13 protein-coding genes are annotated in these 22,275 nt (G+C 68.5%); 9 read left to right on the forward strand and 4 right to left on the reverse strand.

Annotated elements, in window-relative coordinates:
• Positions 1 to 49: 49 nt before the first annotated feature.
• The 3 genes from QK287_RS00210 to QK287_RS00220 form a co-directional block, all read right to left on the reverse strand.
• Positions 50 to 922: a universal stress protein gene (locus tag QK287_RS00210; RefSeq protein WP_226776173.1), complete on the reverse strand. Its 873-nt coding sequence runs from the start codon at positions 920 to 922 to the stop codon at positions 50 to 52.
• Between the two features lie 271 nt (positions 923 to 1,193).
• Entirely contained in the window at positions 1,194 to 2,549 is a 1,356-nt protein-coding gene (gene gabT, locus QK287_RS00215) for a 4-aminobutyrate--2-oxoglutarate transaminase (RefSeq protein ID WP_282358540.1), read from the reverse strand.
• A 52-nt stretch (positions 2,550 to 2,601) separates the two neighbouring features.
• Complete coding sequence (locus QK287_RS00220; protein WP_282358541.1) at positions 2,602 to 4,032, reverse strand: gamma-aminobutyraldehyde dehydrogenase; 1,431 nt, start codon at positions 4,030 to 4,032, stop codon at positions 2,602 to 2,604.
• A 143-nt stretch (positions 4,033 to 4,175) separates the two neighbouring features.
• Between QK287_RS00220 and QK287_RS00225 the strand changes: the two genes are divergently transcribed.
• The 9 genes from QK287_RS00225 (at position 4,176) to QK287_RS00265 (ending at position 21,538) form a co-directional block, all read left to right on the forward strand.
• Positions 4,176 to 5,618 (forward strand): PucR family transcriptional regulator, encoded by a 1,443-nt coding sequence (locus QK287_RS00225; RefSeq protein ID WP_282358543.1) that lies wholly within the window; start codon positions 4,176 to 4,178, stop codon positions 5,616 to 5,618.
• 110 nt (positions 5,619 to 5,728) lie between these two features.
• Positions 5,729 to 5,986 carry a hypothetical protein gene (locus QK287_RS00230; protein WP_226775683.1) on the forward strand — a complete coding sequence of 86 codons (258 nt, stop codon included), beginning with the start codon at positions 5,729 to 5,731 and terminating at the stop codon, positions 5,984 to 5,986.
• Positions 5,987 to 6,112: 126 nt separating this feature from the next.
• Positions 6,113 to 16,690: a non-ribosomal peptide synthetase gene (locus tag QK287_RS00235; RefSeq protein ID WP_282358550.1), complete on the forward strand. Its 10,578-nt coding sequence runs from the start codon at positions 6,113 to 6,115 to the stop codon at positions 16,688 to 16,690.
• A gap of 63 nt (positions 16,691 to 16,753) precedes the next feature.
• Positions 16,754 to 16,966, forward strand: coding sequence for an MbtH family protein (locus QK287_RS00240; protein ID WP_226759692.1), 213 nt, complete (start codon positions 16,754 to 16,756; stop codon positions 16,964 to 16,966).
• Positions 16,963 to 17,961: an ATP-binding cassette domain-containing protein gene (locus QK287_RS00245; RefSeq protein ID WP_282358556.1), complete on the forward strand. Its 999-nt coding sequence runs from the start codon at positions 16,963 to 16,965 to the stop codon at positions 17,959 to 17,961. The genes QK287_RS00240 and QK287_RS00245 overlap by 4 nt, the downstream gene beginning before the upstream one ends.
• On the forward strand, positions 17,958 to 18,758 hold the full coding sequence (locus QK287_RS00250; RefSeq protein ID WP_226775686.1) for an ABC transporter permease: 801 nt from the start codon (positions 17,958 to 17,960) through the stop codon (positions 18,756 to 18,758). The genes QK287_RS00245 and QK287_RS00250 overlap by 4 nt, the downstream gene beginning before the upstream one ends.
• Entirely contained in the window at positions 18,755 to 19,564 is an 810-nt protein-coding gene (locus QK287_RS00255; protein ID WP_282358557.1) for a hypothetical protein, read from the forward strand. The genes QK287_RS00250 and QK287_RS00255 overlap by 4 nt, the downstream gene beginning before the upstream one ends.
• Positions 19,557 to 20,861, forward strand: coding sequence for an MFS transporter (locus QK287_RS00260; RefSeq protein ID WP_226775688.1), 1,305 nt, complete (start codon positions 19,557 to 19,559; stop codon positions 20,859 to 20,861). Before QK287_RS00255 ends, QK287_RS00260 begins: the two co-directional genes overlap by 8 nt.
• Positions 20,858 to 21,538, forward strand: coding sequence for an FCD domain-containing protein (locus QK287_RS00265; RefSeq protein WP_226775689.1), 681 nt, complete (start codon positions 20,858 to 20,860; stop codon positions 21,536 to 21,538). The genes QK287_RS00260 and QK287_RS00265 overlap by 4 nt, the downstream gene beginning before the upstream one ends.
• Before the next feature lie 76 nt (positions 21,539 to 21,614).
• Here the strand turns inward: QK287_RS00265 and QK287_RS00270 are convergent, their stop codons facing one another.
• Complete coding sequence (locus tag QK287_RS00270; RefSeq protein WP_226775690.1) at positions 21,615 to 22,151, reverse strand: hypothetical protein; 537 nt, start codon at positions 22,149 to 22,151, stop codon at positions 21,615 to 21,617.
• Positions 22,152 to 22,275 lie beyond the last annotated feature (124 nt).

Raw genomic sequence — 22,275 nt, forward strand, 5'->3', positions numbered from 1 at the left:
GCCGGCCCCGGCCCGCGACGGCTCTGGCTGCGGCGGGCCGGGCCAGGTGTTAGTCCGTAGGGCTGGTGTTGACCCGTACGTAGTCGCGCGGGACCACCACCATGGGAACCGGCAGGGCCAACAGTACTTTGTGTGCCGTGCTGCCAATGAACAGTTTATTCTTCTCCGCCAAGCGGGAGGAGCCCACGATCAGGATCTCGCCCTCGTCCCATTCGAGGTCGTCGATCGCCTCCTCAATGGAGCGCCCGTGGGCAACTTCAACGCTTACCTGGTGCCCCGCCGGCAGCCGGCCGGCGGCCGCGGTGAGAACGGTATTGGCATGCACGTGCGCCGCATTGATGTTTTCGCCGCCGATCCCTTCGGCGTCGAGTTCCACGAGGGAAACCAGCCGCAGCGGGACGCCGCGGCGTTCAGCGGATTCGATCGACACCTCGATCGCCGCATCCGCCCCGCTGCGCTGGCCCACCGCGAGGGTCAGCCGCGTGATCGCTTCGGTCCGGCGGTAACCGCGCGGGGCCAGCGCCACCGGAACCGGAGAGGCATGGAGCAGGGCGTTGGCAGCACTGCCGATGGTGTAACGCTTAAACAGCCCGGCGCTGGCGGCACCAACAACGATCAGGCCGGCCCTGTATTCCAGGGCCGCGTCGATGAGGCCTGCGGCGTGCGAATCGGCTTGGCGGACATGGAACCGGGCCTCGATGTCCTTGGGTACAAGGGACAGGCCCTCCCGTTCGGCCCGGAGTACTTCCTGCTCGGCTGCGCTGATACGGCTGCCCTCAGGGTTCATCGCGACATAGGGCGTTCGCCGGTCCACCACGTAGACCAGGTCAAGGTGCGCGCCCTGGGCGCGGGCCATGGCGGAGGCCAGGGCCACGGCGTCAGCGCCGCGTTCGCTGGGAGTGTAGCCGACTACGTATCGCATGTATGAACCCCTTATGGGTCTGTGGCAGAAGCCAGCCTTGCTCCGGGGGTCCCGGGCGACGTCGGCCGGTCTGCGTTCCTGCAGTGGTAGGAACGACTCTAGCCCAGCAGGACCCGAATTGGCCGGGATGGTCAGCGGGATTTGGCGCCGCGCCCGGCAACGCTCCGATCCGACGCCGGGCGCGGCCCGGATTAACCCAGCAGGGCCCCGGACCGTGGTCCGGGGCCCTGCTGTTGTCCGGCCGGGGTTGTTGTCCGGCGGGCCGGATCCGTTAAGCGTTCGCCTTGACGGCGGCGGCCAGCACCTGGAGTCCGTCCAGCAGGAGCTCGTCGCTGATGACCAGCGGCGGCAGCAGGCGGATAACGTTCCCGTACGTGCCACAGGTCAGGATGATGACGCCCTCCTTCAGGCAGGCTGCGGCGACGGCCTTGGTCAGCTCCGGGTTCGGCTCCTTGGAGCCGGCCTGGACAAGTTCTATCGCCAGCATCGCACCGCGTCCGCGGACCTCACCGATCACTGGCTGTTCAGCGGCGAGTTCGCGCAGTTTGCCGAGCGCGATCCCCTCGATGTGCTTGGCCCGGGCGTTCAGGCCGTACTGTTCCATCGAGCCGATCGACGCCAGCGCCGCAGCGCAGGCCACCGGGTTGCCGCCGTAGGTGCCGCCGAGGCCGCCGGGGTGGACGGCGTCCAGCAGCTCCGCCCGGCCGGTGATCGCGGAGAGCGGCATGCCGCCGGCAATGCCCTTGGCCATGGTGATGATGTCCGGGATAACGCCTTCGTGGTTGACGGCAAACCATTCACCCGTGCGGCAGAAGCCGGACTGGACTTCGTCGGCGATGAAGACGATGCCCTTGTCCTTGGCCCAGGCGGCAAGAGCCGGCAGGAAACCCTCGGCCGGGACGATAAAGCCGCCCTCGCCCTGGATCGGTTCGATGATGATCGCGGCGACCTGGTCCCCGCCGATCTGCTTTTCGATCATCGTGATGGCGCGCTTGGCGGCCTCGGCACCGGTGATCCCCGGGTTTTCCTCGCGGAAGGGGTAGCTCATAGGCATCCGGTAGACCTCGGGCGCGAACGGGCCGAAGTTGGTCTTGTACGGCATGGCCTTGGCGGTCAGTGCCATCGTCAGGTTGGTCCGGCCGTGATAGGCGTGGTCGAACGCGACGACCGCGTCACGGCCGGTGGCCAGGCGTGCCACCTTGACGGCGTTTTCCACGGCTTCGGCACCTGAGTTGAACAGCACGGTGCGCTTCTCGTGGTCGCCCGGGGTGAGTCGGTTCAGCTGCTCCGCGACGGCGACGTAACCTTCGTAGGGGGTGACCATAAAGCAGGTGTGGGTGAAGTGCTCCACGGCTTCCTTGACCGCGCCGACGACGGCCGGGTCAGAGGCGCCGACGCTCGTTACGGCGATGCCGGAGCCGAGGTCGATGAAGGAGTTGCCGTCGACGTCGTGGATGATCCCGCCGTCGGCATCGGCAACGAAGACCGGGACGCTGGAGGCGACGCCGGCAGCGACGACGGCCTTGCGGCGCTCGGTCAGGGCGAGGGACTTGGGTCCCGGAAAGTCGGCCTGGACGCGGCGCTTTTGCTCCAGACGGTACGTGATGTCATGTGCGGTGATGGTCATGGGAAAGCCTTTCTAAGCGTGAAGTGGGGGCTAAGCCGGGCGGGCGGGTGAGTTAGGCGTCGAGCGCGCTCATCACGTGCTTGATGCGGGTGTAGTCTTCGACGCCGTACATGGAGAGGTCCTTGCCGTAGCCGGAGTGCTTGAAGCCGCCGTGCGGCATCTCGGCGGTGAGCATGATGTGCGTGTTGATCCAGACGGCGCCAAAATCAAGGTCCCGGCTGACGCGCATGGCCGTGCCGTGGTCGGTTGTCCAAACGCTGGAGGCGAGGGCGTAGTCGACGTCGTTGGCCAGCTCCACGGCCTCGTCCTCGGTGCTGAACTTCTGCACCGTGATGACCGGGCCGAACGTTTCCTTCTGCACAATGTCATCGCTCTGTCTGGCGCCCGTGACGATCGTGGGCTCGAAGAAGAATCCCTTCTCACCCGCCCGGTGGCCGCCGGTCTCGATCCGGCAGTTCGCCGGCAGGTGGTCCACAACTGCGGTGACGGCGTTGAAATGGTTGACGTTGTTGAGCGGGCCGAAGTAGTTCTCTTCATCGTTCTGAGAACCTGTGCGCAGGGTCTTGGTGTGTTCGACCATGGCTGCAACAACGTCGTCGTGGACGTCTTCCTGGACCAGGACGCGGGTGATCGCGGTGCAGTCCTGGCCGGCGTTGAAGAACGCAAATTCGGCGATGGCCGCGGCGCTCTTCTTCAGGTCGGCGTCTTTGAACACGATGGCCGGGGCCTTGCCGCCAAGTTCCAGGTGGGCGCGCTTGAGGCCCTTCGCGGCACCGGACGCGACCGCGATGCCGGCGCGGACGGAGCCGGTGATCGAGACCAGGCCGGGGACCTTGTGCTCGACCATCAGGGCGCCGGTCTCGCCGGTGCCCAGCACAACATTAAGCACGCCCGCCGGGAAGATGCCGCCGGCGAGGCGGGCCAGCACGAGGGTGGATTCCGGCGTGGTGTCCGAAGGCTTGAGTACCACGGTGTTGCCCGCGGCCAGGGCCGGCCCGATTTTCCAGATCGCCATCAGGAACGGGTAGTTCCAGGGTGCAACCTGCGCGACTACGCCGATAGGTTCGCGCCGCACGTAGGACGTGTGGCCCTCGAAGTATTCTCCGGCGGACTTGCCCTCCATAATGCGGGCGGCACCGGCGAAGAACCGCAACTGGTCCGCCCCGGCGGCAACTTCCTCGGCGGCGATCAGGGACCGGACCTGTCCGGTGTTCCGGTGCTGTGCTTCGACGAGTTCGTCGCTGTTGGCCTCGACGGCATCAGCGAGCTTAAGCAGCATCAGCTGGCGCTGGCCCGGCGTCACATGCTTCCAGGTCTTGAAGGCATCATTCGCGGCGGTCATCGCGGCGTCGACGTCGGCCTGGACCGAAATCGGGGAGATGGCAACGACGTCCCCGTTCGTGGGGTTGACGATGTCCAGTACCCCGGTTCCGGCCGGGGTAACAAACTCGCCGTTGATGAAGTTCTGCAAGGTTTGAACCACGGTGTACAACCTCTTTCACGCTGAAAGGACCCAATGAGACTGCTCCGAGCCTATGCCAGCGGTGCACACCAGGGAATAGTCACCTGCACACCATTCCAGCGTGATTTTAGTGCGCTTGCCCAGCCCCCGGTTATCCTGAAGTTATGGCCATTTCACTCGCTGCTCTGTTGGGGGTTCCGTCCCTCAAACTCGCCAAGGCCGGCCTCGCCGAGACCACCTGGCACCAGGACATTGCCTGGGTGGCCGTTACCGAACAGGAAGATCCGCAGCGGTTCCTCAACGGCGGCGAGCTGGTCCTCACCACCGGCATGCGCCTCAAAAGCGCCCCGGAACAGCGCCGCTTCGTCCGTCAGGTCCAGCGCGCCGGGGCGGTAGGCATCGGCTTTGGGATCGGCCTGACGCACGAGGCCGTGCCGCAGGCACTGATCGCCGAAGCCAACCGGTGGGGCCTGCCGGTGGTGGCGGTCCCGTATGAGACGCCGTTTATTGCGATCGGCAAGCTGGTCGCCGATGCCCAGTCCGCCGACCATTTCACCAAGCTGGAACGGCTCATTGCCGGGCACCAGATCCTGGCCCGCGCCCTGCTTACCGGCGGCGGCCTCGCCGAACTGCTCAAGCACCTCGGATCCATGCTGCGGACAGAGATCGTGCTGACCCAGTTCACCGCGCAGCTTTACAGCAGCGAGCCCGGTCACGCGGCGCCCAGCGCCGAAGGCTGGGCATCCTTCTCGATTCCCACCGGCCGCCGCGACGCCTGCACCCTGTGGGTGCGGCAGCCGTTTGAGGACTCCGGGATTGTGGGCTATGCCCAGAACCTGATCAGCGTCGAGCTCAACAACATGGTCAAACAGCGGCAGTCCCAGCGCGCGCTGGCGGGCCAGGTCCTCGAGGATGTAATCCACGGGACCCTGGAGGCCAATGAGGCCACCCGGCGGCTGGCCGGAATCGGCATCAACAGCACCCGCAGGAACGTTGTGCTGCTGGCAGAATCGGCCGCCCACCCCAAACAACTGGTCACCTCCTCCCTGCCGCAGCCGCTGGAAGGGTCGATCAGCGCCGTCGTCGGCAAGGATCTGGTGGCCGTGGTCCCCGACGACGGTTCCGGCGCCGGGGCCCTGGCCCGCAGCCTCAGCGATCATCTGGCCGAAGCCGGAATCCACGCGACGATCGGGATCGGCGGAGCCTACACAAAACCCAACGGGCTGCGCTGGAGCTATTTCGAGGCCCGTGACGCGGCAAGCCACGGCCTGCCCGTGAACGAACCTGAGCGGCTGAGCCTAACCTCGCTGCTGCTGGCCAGCGAGGATGTGCCGCTGGCGGACATGGCGAACGAGTCCCTCAACCCGCTCCGGAGCTTTGATGCCGCCCACGGCGCCGAGCTGTTGCCCACGCTCGAGAGCTACCTGAACAACAACGGCTCGGTGGCGGCCGTGGCCGAGGAGCTCACGCTGCACCGGAACACGGTCCGCTACCGGCTTGCCCAGATCACCGAACTCACCGGCTACGACCCGGCTCAGACCTCGGACCGTGTGCAGCTGTGGCTTGCGCTGGCCGTGCAGCGTCTGGGCGCCCGCCACTCGGGCTAAGCACGGCCCCCGGCCGGTGCCGACCCATCCGCGTTCCCGACGGGTCCGAATAGCCCTATGGCACCTTTTTGGTGCGTTGAAACCGTACGGCTACCTAACTGGAGATGAACGTGAATAAGACCCTCAAGACCGCTACCCGGATCGCCGCAGGATCAGCACTGGCATTCTCCGCCTTCGCCGTCACGTCAATGCCGGCCCAGGCCGCCACCGCCCCTGACACCACGGCCGTGAGCAGCAGCCCGGCATCGAACAACCACTTCACCTTCGGTCCGTTGTTTGAAGGCGGGCTTATCAACGGCCCCCTGGTGGACGGCCCCCTGGTGGACACCGGTGTGATCGGACCTTTCCAGTTCGGCCAGTTCCAGTAAACCTCCCCTGACCCCGTCAGTCCGGCCGTCCGGCCGCCCTGGCGGGGTCATCCCGTCTGAGCCCGCGGCGCGGGCCGCTTCGCTGTGCCCTGAACGCGCCCACCTCGAAAGATACCGAGAAGGAACATGTCCCCGAATCCTCTGAACGCCCAGCCCAACACCTCCGGCGGCCGGCTGGATCTGAGTCCCGCGCAGCGGGGCATCTGGTACGCGCAGCGGCTGGCGCCGGAGAATCCGATGTACCAGATCGGGCAGTTCGTCGAGATTGAGGGAACGCTTGAGGTGCCGGTGCTGGCCGAGGCCCTGGCCCGGGCCGTGGCGGAAACCGATGCCCTCAATGTGGCCTTCGGCGAGGACCATGCAGGTCCGTTCCAGCTGCCGCGGTCCAACCCGGCCGGACTGGACGTCACGGATCTTAGCGGCGCCAACGACCCCGAGGCCCAAGCCCGGATGCTGATGGACTCGGACCTGGGCTTCCCCCGCGATGTCATCACCGATGAGCTGCTGCACACCGAACTGATCAGGATTTCCGACCAGCGGCACTTCTTCTACCAGCGCGTGCACCACCTGATGCTGGACGGCTACTCGGCCGTGCTGGTGCTCAAGCGCGTGGCAGAGCTTTATCAGGGCCTGCTGGGGGGCTCCGACGGCAATGGCGCCGGGCGTGACCGGCCGCGGGCCTTCGGCGCCTTGCCCGAGCTGCTGGCCGCCGAGAGCGACTACGCAGAATCAGCGACCGCCGACGCTGACCGCAGCTTTTGGAAAGACCAGCTGCAGGGCGCTTCGGCCGCAACAGGACTCGCCGGCCGGCCGACGGGTACGGCCAGTTCGCTGGTCCGCGCCACCAGGACGCTGCCGCCCACGGCCGTCGCCGCGCTGGCCTCAGCCACCGGATCCGCACCTGCCCAGATCCTCACCACGGCAGCCCTTTACCTGCACCGGATCACCGGCGAACGCGAGGTCTCCGTGGCACTGCCGGTGACCGCGCGCCGCGGCCAACTGGCGAAATCCACGCCGTCCATGCTCTCCAACATCCTGCCGATCCGGATCGGCGTCGAACCCGGCGCGACAGTGCGGGATACCGTCAGCGCCATGGGCGCCACCCTGCGCGGCGCCCTCATCCACCAGCGCGCCCGCTTCGAGGACCTGAATGCCCAGAGCGGCTACCGCGGCCCCTCGGTGAATATCCTGCCCGTCCTGGAAAACATCAGTTTTGGCCCGGCCCGCGGCACCATGAACATTCTCTCCACCGGCCCCATCGATGACCTCTCCATCATCATCCACGGCCTGGCCGGCGGTTCGGCGCCCGAGGGCGGTTCCCGCGGCAAAGCGGCGCCCACCGTCCAGTTCGAAGCCAACGCGGCGCTCTACAGCACATCGGAACTGCAGGAGCATCTGGAGCGCTTCGTCCGGCTCCTCGACGCCGTAGCTACCGAGCCCGAGTCGCTTCTGGCCTCACTGTCGGTGACGACCGCCGCCGAAGAACTTTCGCTGCTGGCGGCCGGGGAGGCCGGGGACGCGGACCTTCCCGGGCACACCATAGTGGAGGAGTTCCGGCTCAACGCCCGCGAGTCCGGCCCCCGGACCGCCGTCGTGGCGCCCGACGGCGAACTGACTTTCGGCGAGCTCGAATCGCGGTCGAACCAGCTGGCCAGGTTCCTCAGCAGCCACGGGGCGGGCCCCGGGCAGACCGTTGCCGTCCGGCTGGGCCGCAGCGTCCTGCTGCCCGTCGCAATCCTGGCGATCCTGAAATCCGGCGCCGCATACCTGCCCCTGGACCCGGACTACCCGGCGGGCCGGGTCGAGGGCATGCTCGAAGATGCCGCGCCGGTCCGGCTGCTGACGTCCGGAGCCTTCACCGGCGACGCGTCCGAGCATGCCGACCTCGCCACGGATGTACCCGTCACTGTGCTCGATGCCGCCCTGATGGTGTCCTGCCTGGACGGCAAGGACGCGTCACCGCTTCCGTGCCCGGCCGGCCAGCAGGATCTCGCGTACGTCATCTTTACCTCCGGTTCCACCGGCCGGCCCAAAGGCGTCGGCGTCGAGCATCTGGCCCTGCTGAACCTTTACACCTCGCACCGGGAGAGCATCTTCGCCCCCGCAGAAGAGCGGCTGGGGCGGAAGTTGCGGGTCGCGCACACCGCAGGGTTGTCCTTTGACGCCTCCTGGGACCCCATCCTCTGGCTCATCGCCGGACATGAACTGCATCTGGTGGACAACCAGACCCGCCGGGACCCGGAAGCCCTCAGCAGCTACCTGGCCGGCACCGGCATCGACTCGATCGAAACCACCCCGTCCTTCGCCAAGGTGCTGCTGGCCGGGGGCTTGTTCGATCAGGCCGCCCACCCATCCGTGGTGGCCCTGGGCGGCGAAGCCGTCGACCCGCCGCTGTGGAGCGCCCTCGCCGAGAAGGAAGGGCTCGTGGCCTACAACTTCTACGGCCCCACGGAGACGACTGTCGATTCCCTCACCGCCGTGATGTCCCCCGGCACGGAACCGACCCTCGGTGACTCCGTAGCCAACAGCCGGCACTACATCCTGGACTCCGGCCTGAACCCGGTTCCCGTCAACGCCATCGGTGAGCTCTACGTCGCCGGCATCAACCTGGCCCGCGGCTACCTTGACCAGCCCGGGCTCAGCGCCGAACGCTTCGTCGCCGACCCGTTCGTTCCGGACGGCTCCCGGATGTACCGGACCGGCGACGTCGTCCGGCGCCTGCCGGACGGCACCCTGGAATTCCGCGGCCGGATGGACGCCCAGGTCAAGATCCGCGGTTTCCGGATCGAGCTCGCCGAAATCGAGGAAGCGCTCCGCGGCCTCGACGGGGTGGAACACGCCGCCGTCGCCGTCACGAAGAACCGCGCCGGCTACGACCAGCTGCTCGGCTATGTCACCGCGGCCGGACCGGACGGAACCACACTGGACACGGCCGGACTCCGGCACGCAGTCCGCCGGCAGCTGCCGGATTATATGGTGCCCACCGCCGTGCAGCAGATCCCCGACATCCCGCTGACCGCCAACGGCAAACTGGACTCCCGGGCCCTTCCTGCTCCGCAGCAGGAAACCGCCGTCTCGACGCCACGCAATGAGCGGGAACGGATCGTAGCCGATGCCTTTAAGGAGGTCCTGGGCCTCGACGCCGTCGGCGTGGACGACGACTTTTTTGAACTCGGCGGCCACTCGCTGCTGGCTACCCGGCTCGTGGCACTGCTGCGGGACCGGACCGGGGTCGCACCGGCGCTGCGCACGGTTTTTGAACAGGCCACCGTGGCTGCCCTCGCCGGCACCCTTGAGTTGGGAGCCAACAACGCCCACCCGCTCAAGCCCGCCGACCGCCCGGCCGTTGTGCCGCTGTCCTTCGCCCAGCGCAGGCTGTGGTTCCTGAACCGCTTCGATCCGGAGTCCGGCGCCTACAACATCCCTGTGGTGCTGGACCTCAAAGGCACCCTGGACGTCCCGGCGCTTTATGCTGCGATCAACAGGCTGGCCGGACGCCACGAAACACTGCGGACGGTTTTTCCGCTGATCGACGGTGAACCCGCCCAGCAGATCCTGCCCGACGGCGAGCGGCCGGTGGAACTGCTGGCTGTCCAGTGCAGCGCCGAAGGACTGCCGGGCGCCCTCGCAGCGGAAACCCGCCGCGGCTTCGACGTCACACGCGAACTGCCGCTGCGCGCCGTGCTGTTCCAGCTGGCGCCGGAGCACCACGTATTGGCCATCACACTGCATCACATTGCCGCAGACGGCTGGTCCCTGGCACCGCTCGCGCAGGATCTCTCGCTCGCCTACAACGCCCTCGCCTCGGGCGCGGACACCGCACTGGCGCCGCTGCCGGTGCAATACGCCGACTACACGCTGTGGCAGCGCGGCGAACTGGGCAGCGAAGCTGACCCGACGAGTGCCATCTCCCGCCAGCTGGAGTTCTGGACCCGCGAACTGCGCGGCGCTCCGGAGGAACTCCGGCTGCCGTTCGACTTCATCCGGGGCGCGCACAGCGCCGCCGGACCGGCGTCGTCAGTTCCCCTGACCATCCGTCCGGAAACCAGCGCCCGGCTAAACGCGCTGGCACGCGAACACAACGCCAGCCTCTTTATGGTGCTGCAGGCCGCGCTCGCGGCCCTGCTCACCAAGTCCGGCGCGGGAGAGGACATCCCGCTCGGCACCCCCGTGGCCGGCCGCACGGACACCCAGCTCAACGAGCTGGTGGGCTTCTTCGTCAACACCCTGGTGCTGCGGACCAACACCTCCGGAAATCCCACCGCGGCGGAGCTCGTGGAAAGTGTCAGGTACACAAACCTGCACGCCTACGCCAACCAGGACGCGCCCTTTGAGCGTGTGGTCGAGGAGCTCAACCCGGCCCGGTCCCAGCACCGCCACCCCCTGTTCCAGGTGATGCTCACGCTGCAGAACACTGCGGCTGCCGGGCTGAACATGAACGGGCTCGATGCCACCGCGGACCTGAGCCAGGAACCGGGCGGGGCTAAATTCGACCTGCTGCTGGACCTGGTGGAAGCTGCCACCGATGAGGACGGGCCCGCGGCCACCGGCATCCGCGGCTCACTCGCCTACAACCCCGCGTTGTTCGCCCGGTCCACCGTCGAGCAGCTCGTGGCAGGGTACGTAGCAGTGATCGAGCAGTTCGCCGCAGATCCCGGGATCACGCTGGACCGGCTGCGGATCCAGTCCCCCGAGCAGCACCAGCTCGCCCTGGCACACAGCCTGAGTGCAGGGGCACCCGGGTCCGGCGACTTCGGCCCGGAAACCGTCGTGGATGCCCTCCGCGCCACGATGGCACGGACTCCGAACGCGCCGGCACTCGTGGACGCCACCGGGGCCATGAGTTTCGCCCGGCTCGATGCCCGGGTCCGGGCCCTCGCCGCCGGACTGATGGCCTCCGGTGTGGGCCCTGGCGACCGGGTCGCCGTTGCCCTGCCGCGCACTGCCGACGTGGTGACTGCGGCCCTCGCGGTACTGGCCGCCGGCGCCGTCTACATCCCCGTGGACCTTTCCTACCCGCAGGAGCGGATCCGGGTGATCCTTGAAGACGGCGCTCCCGCCGTCGTCATCTCCGCCGCACCGTCCGCGGCGGACCGCGGCACCGACGGCCCGCGGCACCTCGACGTCGGCACGCTGCTGGCGGCGGGTGCCGAGGTCACCGACGCGGACCTGGCACAGCGCCGCCCGGCCGCCGGCGACCTCGCCTACGTGCTCTACACCTCCGGTTCCGCCGGGCGACCCAAGGGCGTCGCCGTGCCGCACGGCGCGCTGGCCAACCTGTACCGGCACCACCACCGCACACTGTACGTACCGCGCTTCCAGGCCGCCGGTCCGGACGGTACCGTGTCCGTGGCCCATATCGCCGGGCTTGGCTTCGACGCCGCCTGGGACCCGATGCTGTGGCTGATCGCCGGCGCGGAGCTCCACATCGTGGCTGACGAGGTCCGCAGCGACGCCGAATCACTCGCTGGCTACTGCCGCAGCCACGGCATCGACGTGCTGGAAACGACGCCGTCCTACGCCGGCCAGCTTCTGCACAGCGGCCTGCTCGACCCGGCCCGGGACCAGCCGCTGCTCCTCGCCCTTGGCGGCGAGGCTGTGACGGCCGAGCTGTGGACGCAGCTGGCCTCGACTCCCGAGGTCGCGGCCCATAACTTCTACGGTCCCACTGAGTTCACTGTGGACTCGGTGACCGCTGAGATCAGCGGCGGCTCACCGTCCATCGGCCGTGGCATCGCCAATACGGACACCTTTGTCCTGGACCCGTACCTGGCGCTGGCTCCGGCAGGCGTGCCGGGCGAGCTGTACCTTGCCGGTCCCGGCATGGCACGCGGCTACGACCGGCGCCCCGCCGAGACGGCCTGCCGTTTTGTGGCCAACCCCTTCGCCGCCGACGGCAGCCGGATGTACCGCACCGGCGACCTGGTCCGCCGGGCACCGGATGGCTCCCTGGAGTTCCTCTCCCGCACGGACGAACAGGTCAAGGTCCGCGGTTTCCGGATCGAACTCGGCGAAATTGAGGCCGCGCTGGCCTCCCACCCGCAGCTTGACCGCGCGGTAGCCGTGGCCGACGGCGAGCCGGCCCACCGTGTGGTGGCCTACTACACGGGGAGCGCCGGAGCCGAGGATCTGCGCGAGCTGGCCGCCGGCAAGCTGCCCGACTACATGGTGCCGTCCGTCTTTATGCAGTTGTCCGCGATTCCCCTGACGCCGCACGGCAAGCTGGACCGCAAAGCCCTGCCGGCTCCCTCCGCGGGCACCGGCGCGGGCTCCGGGGCCGCTCCCGAGACCGCTGACGAACGCACCATGTGCGGGATCTTCGCCGATGTCTTGGGCGTTGCTGAGGTCTCGATGGGCGATGACTTCTTCGTCCTGGGCGGACACTCCCTGCTCGCCGTCTCGATGATGGGCGGAATCCGCGACGCCTTTGGCACCGAACTTCCGCTGCGTATGCTCTTCAACGAGCCCACACCGGCCGGGCTGCTCTCGGCAGTGCACCGGCAGACCGGTACCCCGGGGACCGAAGCTTCCGCGGCGGCGCCGGCAACGGCGCCGGGCTCCGGGCAGCGGGAGCCGGCCGCTGAGCCGGTCTCCCTCACGGAATGGCTGGCAAACAACGATTCTGCCCGCAATGCCCGGCCGGAGCTCTCGTACGCCCAGTCCCGGATGTGGTTCCTCAACCAGCTGGATCCGGGCTCGGCCGACTACAACATCTCCCTGGCGGTGCGTCTGACCGGTGAACTCGACGAACAGGCACTGGCCGCCGCCGTCGGCGCGCTGTTCCGGCGCCACGACGTCCTCCGGACCATCTACCCGGAGACCGGCGGAGTTCCGGAGCAGCTGGTCCTGGACCCCTCTGACGCCACCCACGGGCCGGGCATGCACCTGACCGTCAATCCGCCCGCGGCGCGCGACGCAGTCCCGGTGCTGCTGCGGGACGACGCAGAGCACGGCTTTGATGTCCGCTCCGAGCTGCCGCTGCGGGCGAGGTTGATCCCCGTCCGCTCAGCCGGCTCACCGGAGTGGGTCCTGCACCTTGTGATGCACCACATCGCAAGCGACGGGGCGTCCCTGGCCCCGCTGGCGCGGGACCTCTCTGCCGCCTACACGGCCGCCCGCGGCCAGGGCCCGGCCGCCGCTCCGGCACCCCTGCCCCTGCAGTACGCCGACTACGCCCACTGGCAGCGGCAACAGCTCGACGGGAGCGCCCTTACGGCCAAACTGGACCACTGGCGCCGCACCCTGGCCGGGATCCCCGCAGAGCTGATGCTGCCGGCGGACCACCGCAGGCCCCGCGAGTCACGCCAGCCCGGCCGGCAGCTGGGCTTCCTGCTCGGTCCGGACAGCGTCACTGCACTGAACGCCCTGGCCTCGGCATCGAACGCCAGCCTGTTTATGGCGCTCCACGCCGCCCTGGCCGCTTTCCTGCACCGCAGCGGCGCCGGCGAGGATCTGGTGATTGGTTCCCCCACCGCCGGACGGACGGACCCCGCCCTGCGCGAGCTGGTCGGCTTCTTCGTCAACACCCTGCCGCTGCGCGTGGACGCCGCCGGAGACCCCAGCCTGCGGACCATGCTCGGCCGCTCGCGGGAAGGCATCCTGGATGCCTTCGACCATAACGACGTACCGTTCGAACGGCTCGTCGAGGCCGTCAACCCGGACCGTGAACTGGGACGCCACCCGCTGTTCCAGACCATGCTCACCGTGGACACCGGGGCTCCTGCCGTTCCGCAACTGCCCGGAGTCCGGGTGGACGCCGAACCCGAAACAGGGTCGGGCGAGGCGAAATTCGACCTCTCCTTTACGTTCCGGCCCGACGGCGGAAACGGCGGACTGGCCGGCACGCTGGACTACAATGCTGCGATGTTTGAGGACGCCACGGCCCGGCGCCTGGCCGCCAGTTTCGGCCGGTTCCTGGAGCTCGCCGCAGCTTCCCCGGACACCCCGGTTTCGCTGCTGGGCCTGATCGGGACTGCGGAAGCTGGCGCCCTGATGAAGGTCACCGCCGGATCCCGCTCGGATCCGTCTGCGGAAGACCCCGAACCCGGAATCCTGGCGGCGTTCGCCGCCACGGTCCGGGCGACGCCGGACGCCGCAGCGGTGGTCGCGGCCGATGGCACCCTGAGCTTTGCCGGACTTGCCGCCTCGGCATCCCGGATCGCGGCCGCACTCACCGGGACAGGTGTCAGCCGCGGCGACGTTGTATCCGTGCTGCTCCCCCGCTCACGGGCAACAGTTGAGGGCATGTTCGGTGTACTGGCCGCCGGCGCCGTCTACAACCCGATCGACACCGAATACCCGGACGAGCGCGCCTCGGCAATCATCGCGGACGCTGCCCCGCCGGTCATCCTGACCAGCCGCAGCGTGGCCGCCCGGGTGGAGCAAATCCTCGCCGGGCTGACGGTCCGGCCCCGGGTGCTGGTCCTGGAAGACCTGGCGGCAGTGACGGAACCGGAGAAGGAACCCGGCCGGGACACCGTCGCCGCCGCGCTGGCAGCGTTTGCCGTTCCGGAGCCGCGCGAGCTGGCCTATGTGATCTTCACATCCGGTTCCACCGGCCGGCCCAAAGGCGTCGAAATCAGCCATGGCGCCCTGGCTGCCCTGCTCGGATCGCACCGCGAGACCCTGCTGTCCGGCCTCGGACACCGCCGGGCCGCGCACACCACGGGCGTTGGCTTCGACGCCTCCTGGGACCCGATCCTGTGGATGGTGGCGGGCCACGAGCTGCACCTGATCGACGACGAGACCCGCCGCGACGCGCAGCAGCTGGCCGCCTACTTCGCAGCGCATGGCATCAACGCGTGGGAGACCACCCCCGGCTATCTCCGGCAGCTCCTGGCCGAGCCGGAATTCACCCGGCTGCTCGAGGCGCACACCCCCGGCGGCGACGAGGCGGAACGTTTTAGCCTGGCCCTCGGCGGGGAGGCCTTCGACGCAGGACTGTGGAACACAGTTGCCGCACACCGCGGCGTCCAAGCCTGGAACCTCTACGGACCTACCGAAGCCACCGTGGATACCGTGCTGGCCCGGGTTGGCGGGACCGGCGAGCCGGTGCTGGGCAGCCCCACCGCGGGCACCCGGCTTTACGTCCTGGACGACCGGTTGCAGCACACCCTTCCCGGCGCGGCCGGCGAGCTCTACATCGCCGGCCGCCAACTGGCCCGCGGCTACCGCGGCCGTCCGGAGCTGACGGCCGAGCGTTTTATTGCGGATCCCTTCACCGGCGGCGGCGAACGTATGTACCGCACCGGCGACCTGGTCTTCCGGCACGCCGACGGCCGGCTGGTATTTGCCGGCCGCAACGATGACCAGCTGAAGATCCGCGGCTTCAGGGTCGAACCCGGCGAAGTGGAGCAGGCCCTGCGCAGCGCCGCCGGCGTCAGCGCCGCCGTCGTCCGTGCCGTCGGCACCGACGGCGGCACGCGCCTGATCGGGTACGTCGTTCCGGCGGCACCCGGCCACACGGCGGACTCCGCCGACGGCCCCGATGCCGGAACCCTGTCCGGGGAGGTCCGCGACCACGTACGGGGCCTGCTGCCGGACTACATGGTTCCCGCCGCCGTTGTGGTGATCGATGAGGTGCCGCTGACCCCGCACGGCAAGGTGGACACGGCCGCGCTGCCGGATCCCGGCAGCACGGCCCGCACTGCCGGGCGGGGTCCGCGGACGCCGCGGGAAAAAACCGTCGCGGCGATCTTCGCCGACGTGCTGTCCCTGGACCGGGCCGGCGTGGACGAATCGTTCTTCGAGCTCGGCGGCCACTCGTTCCTGGCCCGGCCGCTCATCGCCAAGGTCAACGCTGCACTGGGGACGGAGTTGACGGTCCAGTCGCTGTTCCGGGCGCCCACCGTCGAGGGCCTGCTCCGCGAGGCGTCCAAAGGTGCGCAGGAGAGCGCCGCGGACAGCCTGCGCCAACTGCTTCCGCTGCGGACCACCGGAACCAAGCTGCCGCTGTTTGCTGTGCACCCGGCATCCGGGATCAGCTGGGGCTATGCCTCCATGCTGGGCAAACTGGATCCGGAGCGGCCGTTGTTCGGACTCCAGATGCCCGGCATGGAACCGGGCCGCACCCACCCGATCGAGGCAGCAAATCTGACCGAACTGGCCGATGACTACATCGCCAAGCTCCGCTCCGTGCAGCCGGCGGGCCCCTACCATCTGATGGGGTGGTCCTTCGGCGGCCACCTCGTCCACCGGCTGGCCACCCGGCTGCAGGAACTCGGCGAGGAGGTGGCTTTCCTGGCCATCCTCGACGCCTTCCCCGGCAACCAGGAGGATAACGCCAAGGTGGGTACAGGCCAAGCGCTCTGGGCCAGCTACCTCGAAGCGCAAGGCTATGAGCTGGGGGAACAGGACAAGGCCGGGCTCGACGGGCAACGCGCCCAGGAAATCCTGCGCGAACACCACAACCCGCTGGGCAGCGTCCCGTTGGCCTCTGTCAACGCCATGGTGGGCAACTTCCCGCCGCTGGCGCGGCTGATCCGCCAGGAGCAGCCGCAGGTTTTCGACGGCGACCTGCTGTTCCTCCGGGCCACCCGCGAGGTGCCTGAAGGCACCCCCGGCACCGGTGCCTGGCAGCCGTTCATCAGCGGGACCATTACCGATGTTGCCGTGGACGAGCGTCACTCCCAGCTGCTCAGTGACCGGGCTCTCAGCGCAATTATGCCGGCACTGGCCATCCAACTGGGCAGCGGACCCGAATAACCAGTGATGCCTCAGCTCCAGTAGGGGGCTGTCCGAACGCCAGAACTGACAGGAAAGGTCAACGTGACGAATCCATTCGATGACAAGTCCGCAACGTTCTCCGTACTCGTGAACGAGTACCAGCAGCACTCCCTCTGGCCGGCTTTCGCGGCAGTGCCGCAGGGCTGGGTCACCATGTTTGGCCCGGACAGCCGGGAGGCCTGCCTCGACTACGTGTCCCGGACCTGGACGGATATGGCGCCGCGCAAGGTCGCAGAACTCGCTACTGCGCAGTGATCCGGGTCGAGAACGTCAGCAAGAGTTTCGGCAGCTTCAAGGCCCTTGACGGGCTCACGCTGCGGGCCGGCGAAGGAACGGTGCTGGGACTGCTGGGACCAAACGGTTCCGGCAAGACCACCACCGTCAAGGTGCTCACCACCTTGTTGTCCCCTGACAGCGGCGACGCCCGGGTCGCCGGCCATTCGGTGCTCAGCCATCCGGAGCTGGTGCGGCGGAACCTGGGCCTGTCCGGCCAGTATGCCGCCGTGGACGAGAAACTAACCGCCTTCGAAAACCTGCACATGGTGGGCCGGCTCTACGGGATGAACCGACGGACCGCCACGGCCAGGGCACACGAACTCCTCGAGAGCTTCCGGCTCACCGACGTCGCAGGCAAACGCTCCGGGACGTTTTCCGGCGGCATGCGGCGCCGGCTGGACCTCGCCGGAGCCATAGTCGCCCGGCCCAAGGTCGTTGTACTGGACGAGCCCACCACCGGACTTGACCCGCGGGGCCGCCTCGATACCTGGGACGTTGTGTCCGGTCTTGTGGCGGACGGCACCACCGTGCTGCTCACCACCCAGTACCTCGAGGAGGCCGATCGGCTCGCAGACCACATCGCCGTCATTAACCACGGCCGCGTCATCGCGGAGGGGACCGCGACGGAACTGAAACAAAGCGCCGGATCCGAACGGATCGACGTCGTGATGCGCAACGCCGCCGACCTCGCCGCGGCGGCCGGGGTGCTGGAGCAGGCAGCGGGCCCGGGCTCACGGCCCGAGCTGGACCCGCAAAACCTGCGGATTTCCGTCGCCGCTCCCGAAGGCCACCGGTTGCTGGTCCGGGTGCTTTCAGAACTTGATGCCCGCGCCCTGCCGGTAGAGGAAGCATCGCTGCGCCGCCCCACCCTGGACGACGTCTTCCTGCAGCTCACCGGCCACGCCGCGGCGCCGGCCACGCAAGACCGGACGCCGGACGTGCAGACGCCGGAGAAAGTCGAGGTGCCAGCATGAGCGCCATCGCCGCAGCCGCCCGCGACAGCTCCGTCATTGCCCGGCGCAACCTCATCAACGTAGTGCGCACGCCCGGAGCGCTGGTCACGGGAATCGTGCAGCCGGTGATGTTCGTCCTGCTGCTGGGCTTCGTCTTCGGCGGCACCCTCGGCGGGGACCAATACCGCAGCTACCTGATCGGCGGCATCCTGGCGCAGACCCTGACGTTTAACGCCTCCTTCACCGCGGTCTACCTGGCCAAGGATCTCCAGCTCGGGCTGATCGACCGCTTCCGCTCCCTGCCGATGTCCCGCGTGGCCGTAATCCTGGGCCGCACCTCCTCGGATCTGTCCACGAGCGTACTGTCCGTCGCCGTCACCCTGCTCTGCGGTCTCGCCATCGGCTGGCGGATCTCCACGGGGCCGGCATCCGCCCTGGCCGCCCTGGCCCTGTTGCTGCTGTTTGCCTTTGCCGTCTCCTGGATCGGGGCAGTCATTGCCCTGACCGCCCGGAGCGTTGAAGTCGCCCAAAGCCTCGGGCTTGTCTGGCTGTTCCCGGTCACCTTTGTGTCCGGCGCCTTTGTGTCCGTGACCTCCCTTCCGGGCCCGCTGCGGGTGATTGCCGAATGGAATCCTGTCACCGCCGTCGCCACTGCCGCCCGGGAGCTCTTCGGCAACACGGCACCGGCTGGATTCCTCACGCCGACCGGCTGGCCAGCGGAGAACGCGGTCCTGTACTCCGTGCTCTGCAGCATCGGGATCATCGCCGTTTTTGCCCCGCTGGCGATCGCCCAGTACCGCCGGATCAGCAAGCGATGATCGCGTCCGGGCACGGGCCCGCCGAGATCGGCTACCTCGTGGTCCCGTCACCCGCCGTCAGGGATGCCGCGGTAGAGGCCGGCCAGGGACTGTTCGCGGGCTTATTCGGCGGCCTGGGCGCGTTCCTCTCGGCACCGGAACGCGAGGCCTCGCTCCGTTTCAGCCGCGCCGAGGACCGGCTGGACTACCCGGCGTCCCACGCCCTGTTCCGGCTGCTCGCAGCGTGGCGGCTGGGGCTCGAACCCGAAGACGCTGCCGGGCTGACCGTCCGGCGGACGTGCGCCGGCTGCGGCAGCACCACCCACGGCAAACCCTCGATCGAGGGCGTCGAATTGAGCATGTCGCGCAGCCACGGAACGGTGATGGCTGCTGCCGGTCCGGCCGGCGCCAGCCTCGGAGCGGACCTCGAAAGGGTGCCCGCCCGCGTGTTCGCCGGCTTCGACGAGTTCGCCGTCGCGCCGGAGGAACATCCCGGTCCGGATGGCCCAGAGCTGACCGACGCCGGGCGCATCCGGCTATGGGTGGCGAAGGAAGCCGCGCTGAAAGCGGCGGGACTTGGCTTGGCCGTGGACCCCGCGGGCCTGCGGCTGGCCCCGGCCGGCCCCCGCGGGCACCTGAATGCGCAGAGCCCCACGAATCCAGCGGTCGATGGCCTCCTGGTCCGGCCCGTGCCGGCTCCCGACGGATACTCCGCCGCCATTGCGTCCGCCGCGGACCTGCCCGTCCGGGCCGTGCCGCTGGCCGAGATATTCGCCACTAAAAAGCTAGGTCCAAACGTCAAACGTCTAACCTTTAGGTATGGCTAGCAGCACGGCGTCTTCCGCCCTTCCCGAGACAGCACCTCCCGCCGTCGTGCGCTCACCGCGCGGCGTGGCGATCGCCGGAGTCATCGCGATTGTGCTGATCGGGCTGAACCTGCGCGCCGGCATCACCGGAGCCGCCGCCCTCCTGCATGACTTGCAGGAGGTCCTCGGCTACGGGCCGCTGACCGCCGCCATTATTCCCTCGATCCCCACGCTCTGTTTCGCCGTTGCCGGCGCAGCCACGTCCTGGCTGACCCGGCGGCTGGGACTCGAGAAAGCCATCCTGCTCTCCCTCGTGCTGCTCGCTGCCGGCCTGCTGGTCCGGGGCATCCCCTCCACCGGCATGCTGCTGGCAGGCACCGTCGTCGGGATGTCCGGACTGGCGATCTGCAACGTGGCGATGCCCTCCTTCATCCGGGTCCACTTCGCGCACCGGACATCGCTGATGACGGCGCTCTATACGGTGACCATGACCACTGGCGCCACCGCGGTTGCCGTGCTGATCGTTCCCGTGGCGCACCAGCTCGGCTCGCCCTCCGCCGGGGTCGGCGCGATCGGCTTCCTGGCCCTGGGCGCCTGCCTGGGTTTCCTGCCGATCGCCCTGCACGCGCACCGCAACGCACCCGGCATCAAGGCCGCCCCGGTGTCCCCCTGGCCGCTGTTACGGACCCGTACCGGCAGGCTCATTACCCTTGGGTTCACCGTCCAGGCCCTGCTGGCCTATTCGGTGCTGAGTTGGTTCCCCTACATGCTGGTCACGCTGGGCCTCTCCGCATCCGAGGGCGGGCTGATGTTCGGTCTGATGCAGCTCGTCTCGGTGCCCGCCGGCATGGTGCTCGTCGCGATCGGATCACGCCCGCGGATGCAACGGACCGCTTTCTACCTGGCCACTGTGACGATGGCCGCGGGTGTCCTGGCTATGCTCGTCCTGCCGCTGAGCTGGGCACCCGTCACCGCGGTACTGCTTGGCTTCGGGCTCGGCATCTTCCCGCTGGTGATGGTGATGATCAGCCGCAGCGGCCGCACCACTGCCGAAACCACCGCCTTGTCCACGGTTGCGCAGTCGGCCGGCTACCTGCTGGCGACGCTCGGCCCCTTCGGCATGGGCTTGCTGCACAGCGCCACGGGCGCCTGGACGCTCCCGTTGATCCTGCTGCTGGCCGTTGCCTTGGGCCAGATCGCCGTCGGGCATCTGCTGACCACCCTGCCGAAGGTTCCGCAGCGGAAGGAACTTCAGGACACTGAACTGCGGGCCGCAGGCACACCGGCCCGGCCTGATGCCGGCGAGGGACGGTCATGAGCCATACACCGTCCCATCGGCCGCCGCTGGTGGAGGAGGTCACCGCCAAGCTGCGCGGCCTGATCCACTCCGGCGAATGGCCGCTGCAACAGCGGATCCCGGCCGAACCTGAACTGATGGCCATGCTCGGAGTCTCGCGGGGAACCCTGCGGGAGGCCGTCAAGGCCCTGGCCCACGGCGGCATGCTCGATGTCCGGCGCGGGGACGGCACCTACGTCCGCGCCACCAGCGAGATCTCCGGCGCGGCCCAGCGCATGTACCTGGACCACTCGCAGGCTCACATCCTGGAGGTCCGGGTGGGGCTGGACACCCAGGCGGCCCGGCTTGCGGCCCGCCATGCAGCTGGCAGCGACGTCGGGGCGATGCGTGAACTGCTGACGGCGCGCCGTGAGTCCTGGCTGGCCGGCGACTACGCAGGCTGGGCCCGGGCGGACTGGGATTTCCATCTGCTGGTTGCGCAGGCATCGGGCAATCCGCTGCTGTACGAGCTGTACGCCAGCTTCGGCGCTGTTTTCCACGCCGGCCTGCTCCGCCAGCAGCAGCGCGGCGGCTTCAGCGGCCTCCCGCACGAAGGGCATGACGAACTTGTGGACGCAATCGCCGCACACGACGAAACTTCCGCCGTCGAGAGTGTGCACCGGAACCTGAACTCCTGCGCGGAGTGGATCCGGCAGTAACCGCACTGCAGCGCACAGGCCGCGGCGCCGGAACGGGATTCCGGCGCCGCGGCCTGTGCGCTGACGGCGTGTGCCGCTAGCGCGTGAGGCCCTGGAAAACGTTCTTGGGCCGCTGCATTTCACCGTGCTTGGCACCGAGGACGATCACCACGCCGGCGAAGACGGGGATCGCCCACTGCAGGATCTTCAACTGCTGCTGGGCCGAGCGGAGTTCCTCCGAGGCGCCGGGCTTGGGCTCGGTGGCACCTTCGGCGCCTTCGGCGGCTAGCTTGTCCACCTTCGCGCCCTGCAGACCGGAATACAGCGTCACGGCGGCACCGGCCAGGGTAACGATGGACTTGTAGACGCTCAGCCGGGTTACGCCGTCCTGCTTGGCCATCCGGCCCTTGTTCTCCCACATGATGGCGAGCCCGGAGAGCAGGTGCGCACCGAAGGCGGCCGCCTGGAAGGGGGCCCACTTCTTCCAGCCCAGGCTGGAGAGGCGGGTGCGTTCGGCCGGGTCCTTGGCTTCAGCCGTTGCTCCGTTCAGCCCGATAGCACCCATCAGCGAGCCGCCGAACCAGGCCCCCGCCGTCAGGTCGTGGATGGATCGGGCAACAAGATTTCCTGCCATGGTGAGCTTCCTATCGTCTGGGTCCGGGACTGCCGTCACCCCTTAAGGCCACGACCCGACTATGGTAAGCACACTTAGCAAAAAGTTGATAGTTCGGCGCGGGGACCGGGTCTGAGTAGACTCT

This window comes from Arthrobacter sp. AL05 (assembly GCF_029960715.1).
In the GTDB taxonomy this organism is placed as follows: domain Bacteria; phylum Actinomycetota; class Actinomycetes; order Actinomycetales; family Micrococcaceae; genus Arthrobacter.

Excerpts from the sequence above, each read along its gene's own strand:
- QK287_RS00210 (WP_226776173.1), bottom strand. The coding sequence starts at position 922 with ATGCGATACGTAGTCGGCTACACTCCCAGCGAACGCGGCGCTGACGCC.
- gabT (WP_282358540.1), bottom strand. The coding sequence starts at position 2,549 with ATGACCATCACCGCACATGACATCACGTACCGTCTGGAGCAAAAGCGC.
- QK287_RS00225 (WP_282358543.1), top strand. The coding sequence starts at position 4,176 with ATGGCCATTTCACTCGCTGCTCTGTTGGGGGTTCCGTCCCTCAAACTC.
- QK287_RS00235 (WP_282358550.1), top strand. The coding sequence starts at position 6,113 with ATGTCCCCGAATCCTCTGAACGCCCAGCCCAACACCTCCGGCGGCCGG.
- QK287_RS00250 (WP_226775686.1), top strand. The coding sequence starts at position 17,958 with ATGAGCGCCATCGCCGCAGCCGCCCGCGACAGCTCCGTCATTGCCCGG.
- QK287_RS00255 (WP_282358557.1), top strand. The coding sequence starts at position 18,755 with ATGATCGCGTCCGGGCACGGGCCCGCCGAGATCGGCTACCTCGTGGTC.
- QK287_RS00260 (WP_226775688.1), top strand. The coding sequence starts at position 19,557 with ATGGCTAGCAGCACGGCGTCTTCCGCCCTTCCCGAGACAGCACCTCCC.
- QK287_RS00265 (WP_226775689.1), top strand. The coding sequence starts at position 20,858 with ATGAGCCATACACCGTCCCATCGGCCGCCGCTGGTGGAGGAGGTCACC.
- QK287_RS00270 (WP_226775690.1), bottom strand. The coding sequence starts at position 22,151 with ATGGCAGGAAATCTTGTTGCCCGATCCATCCACGACCTGACGGCGGGG.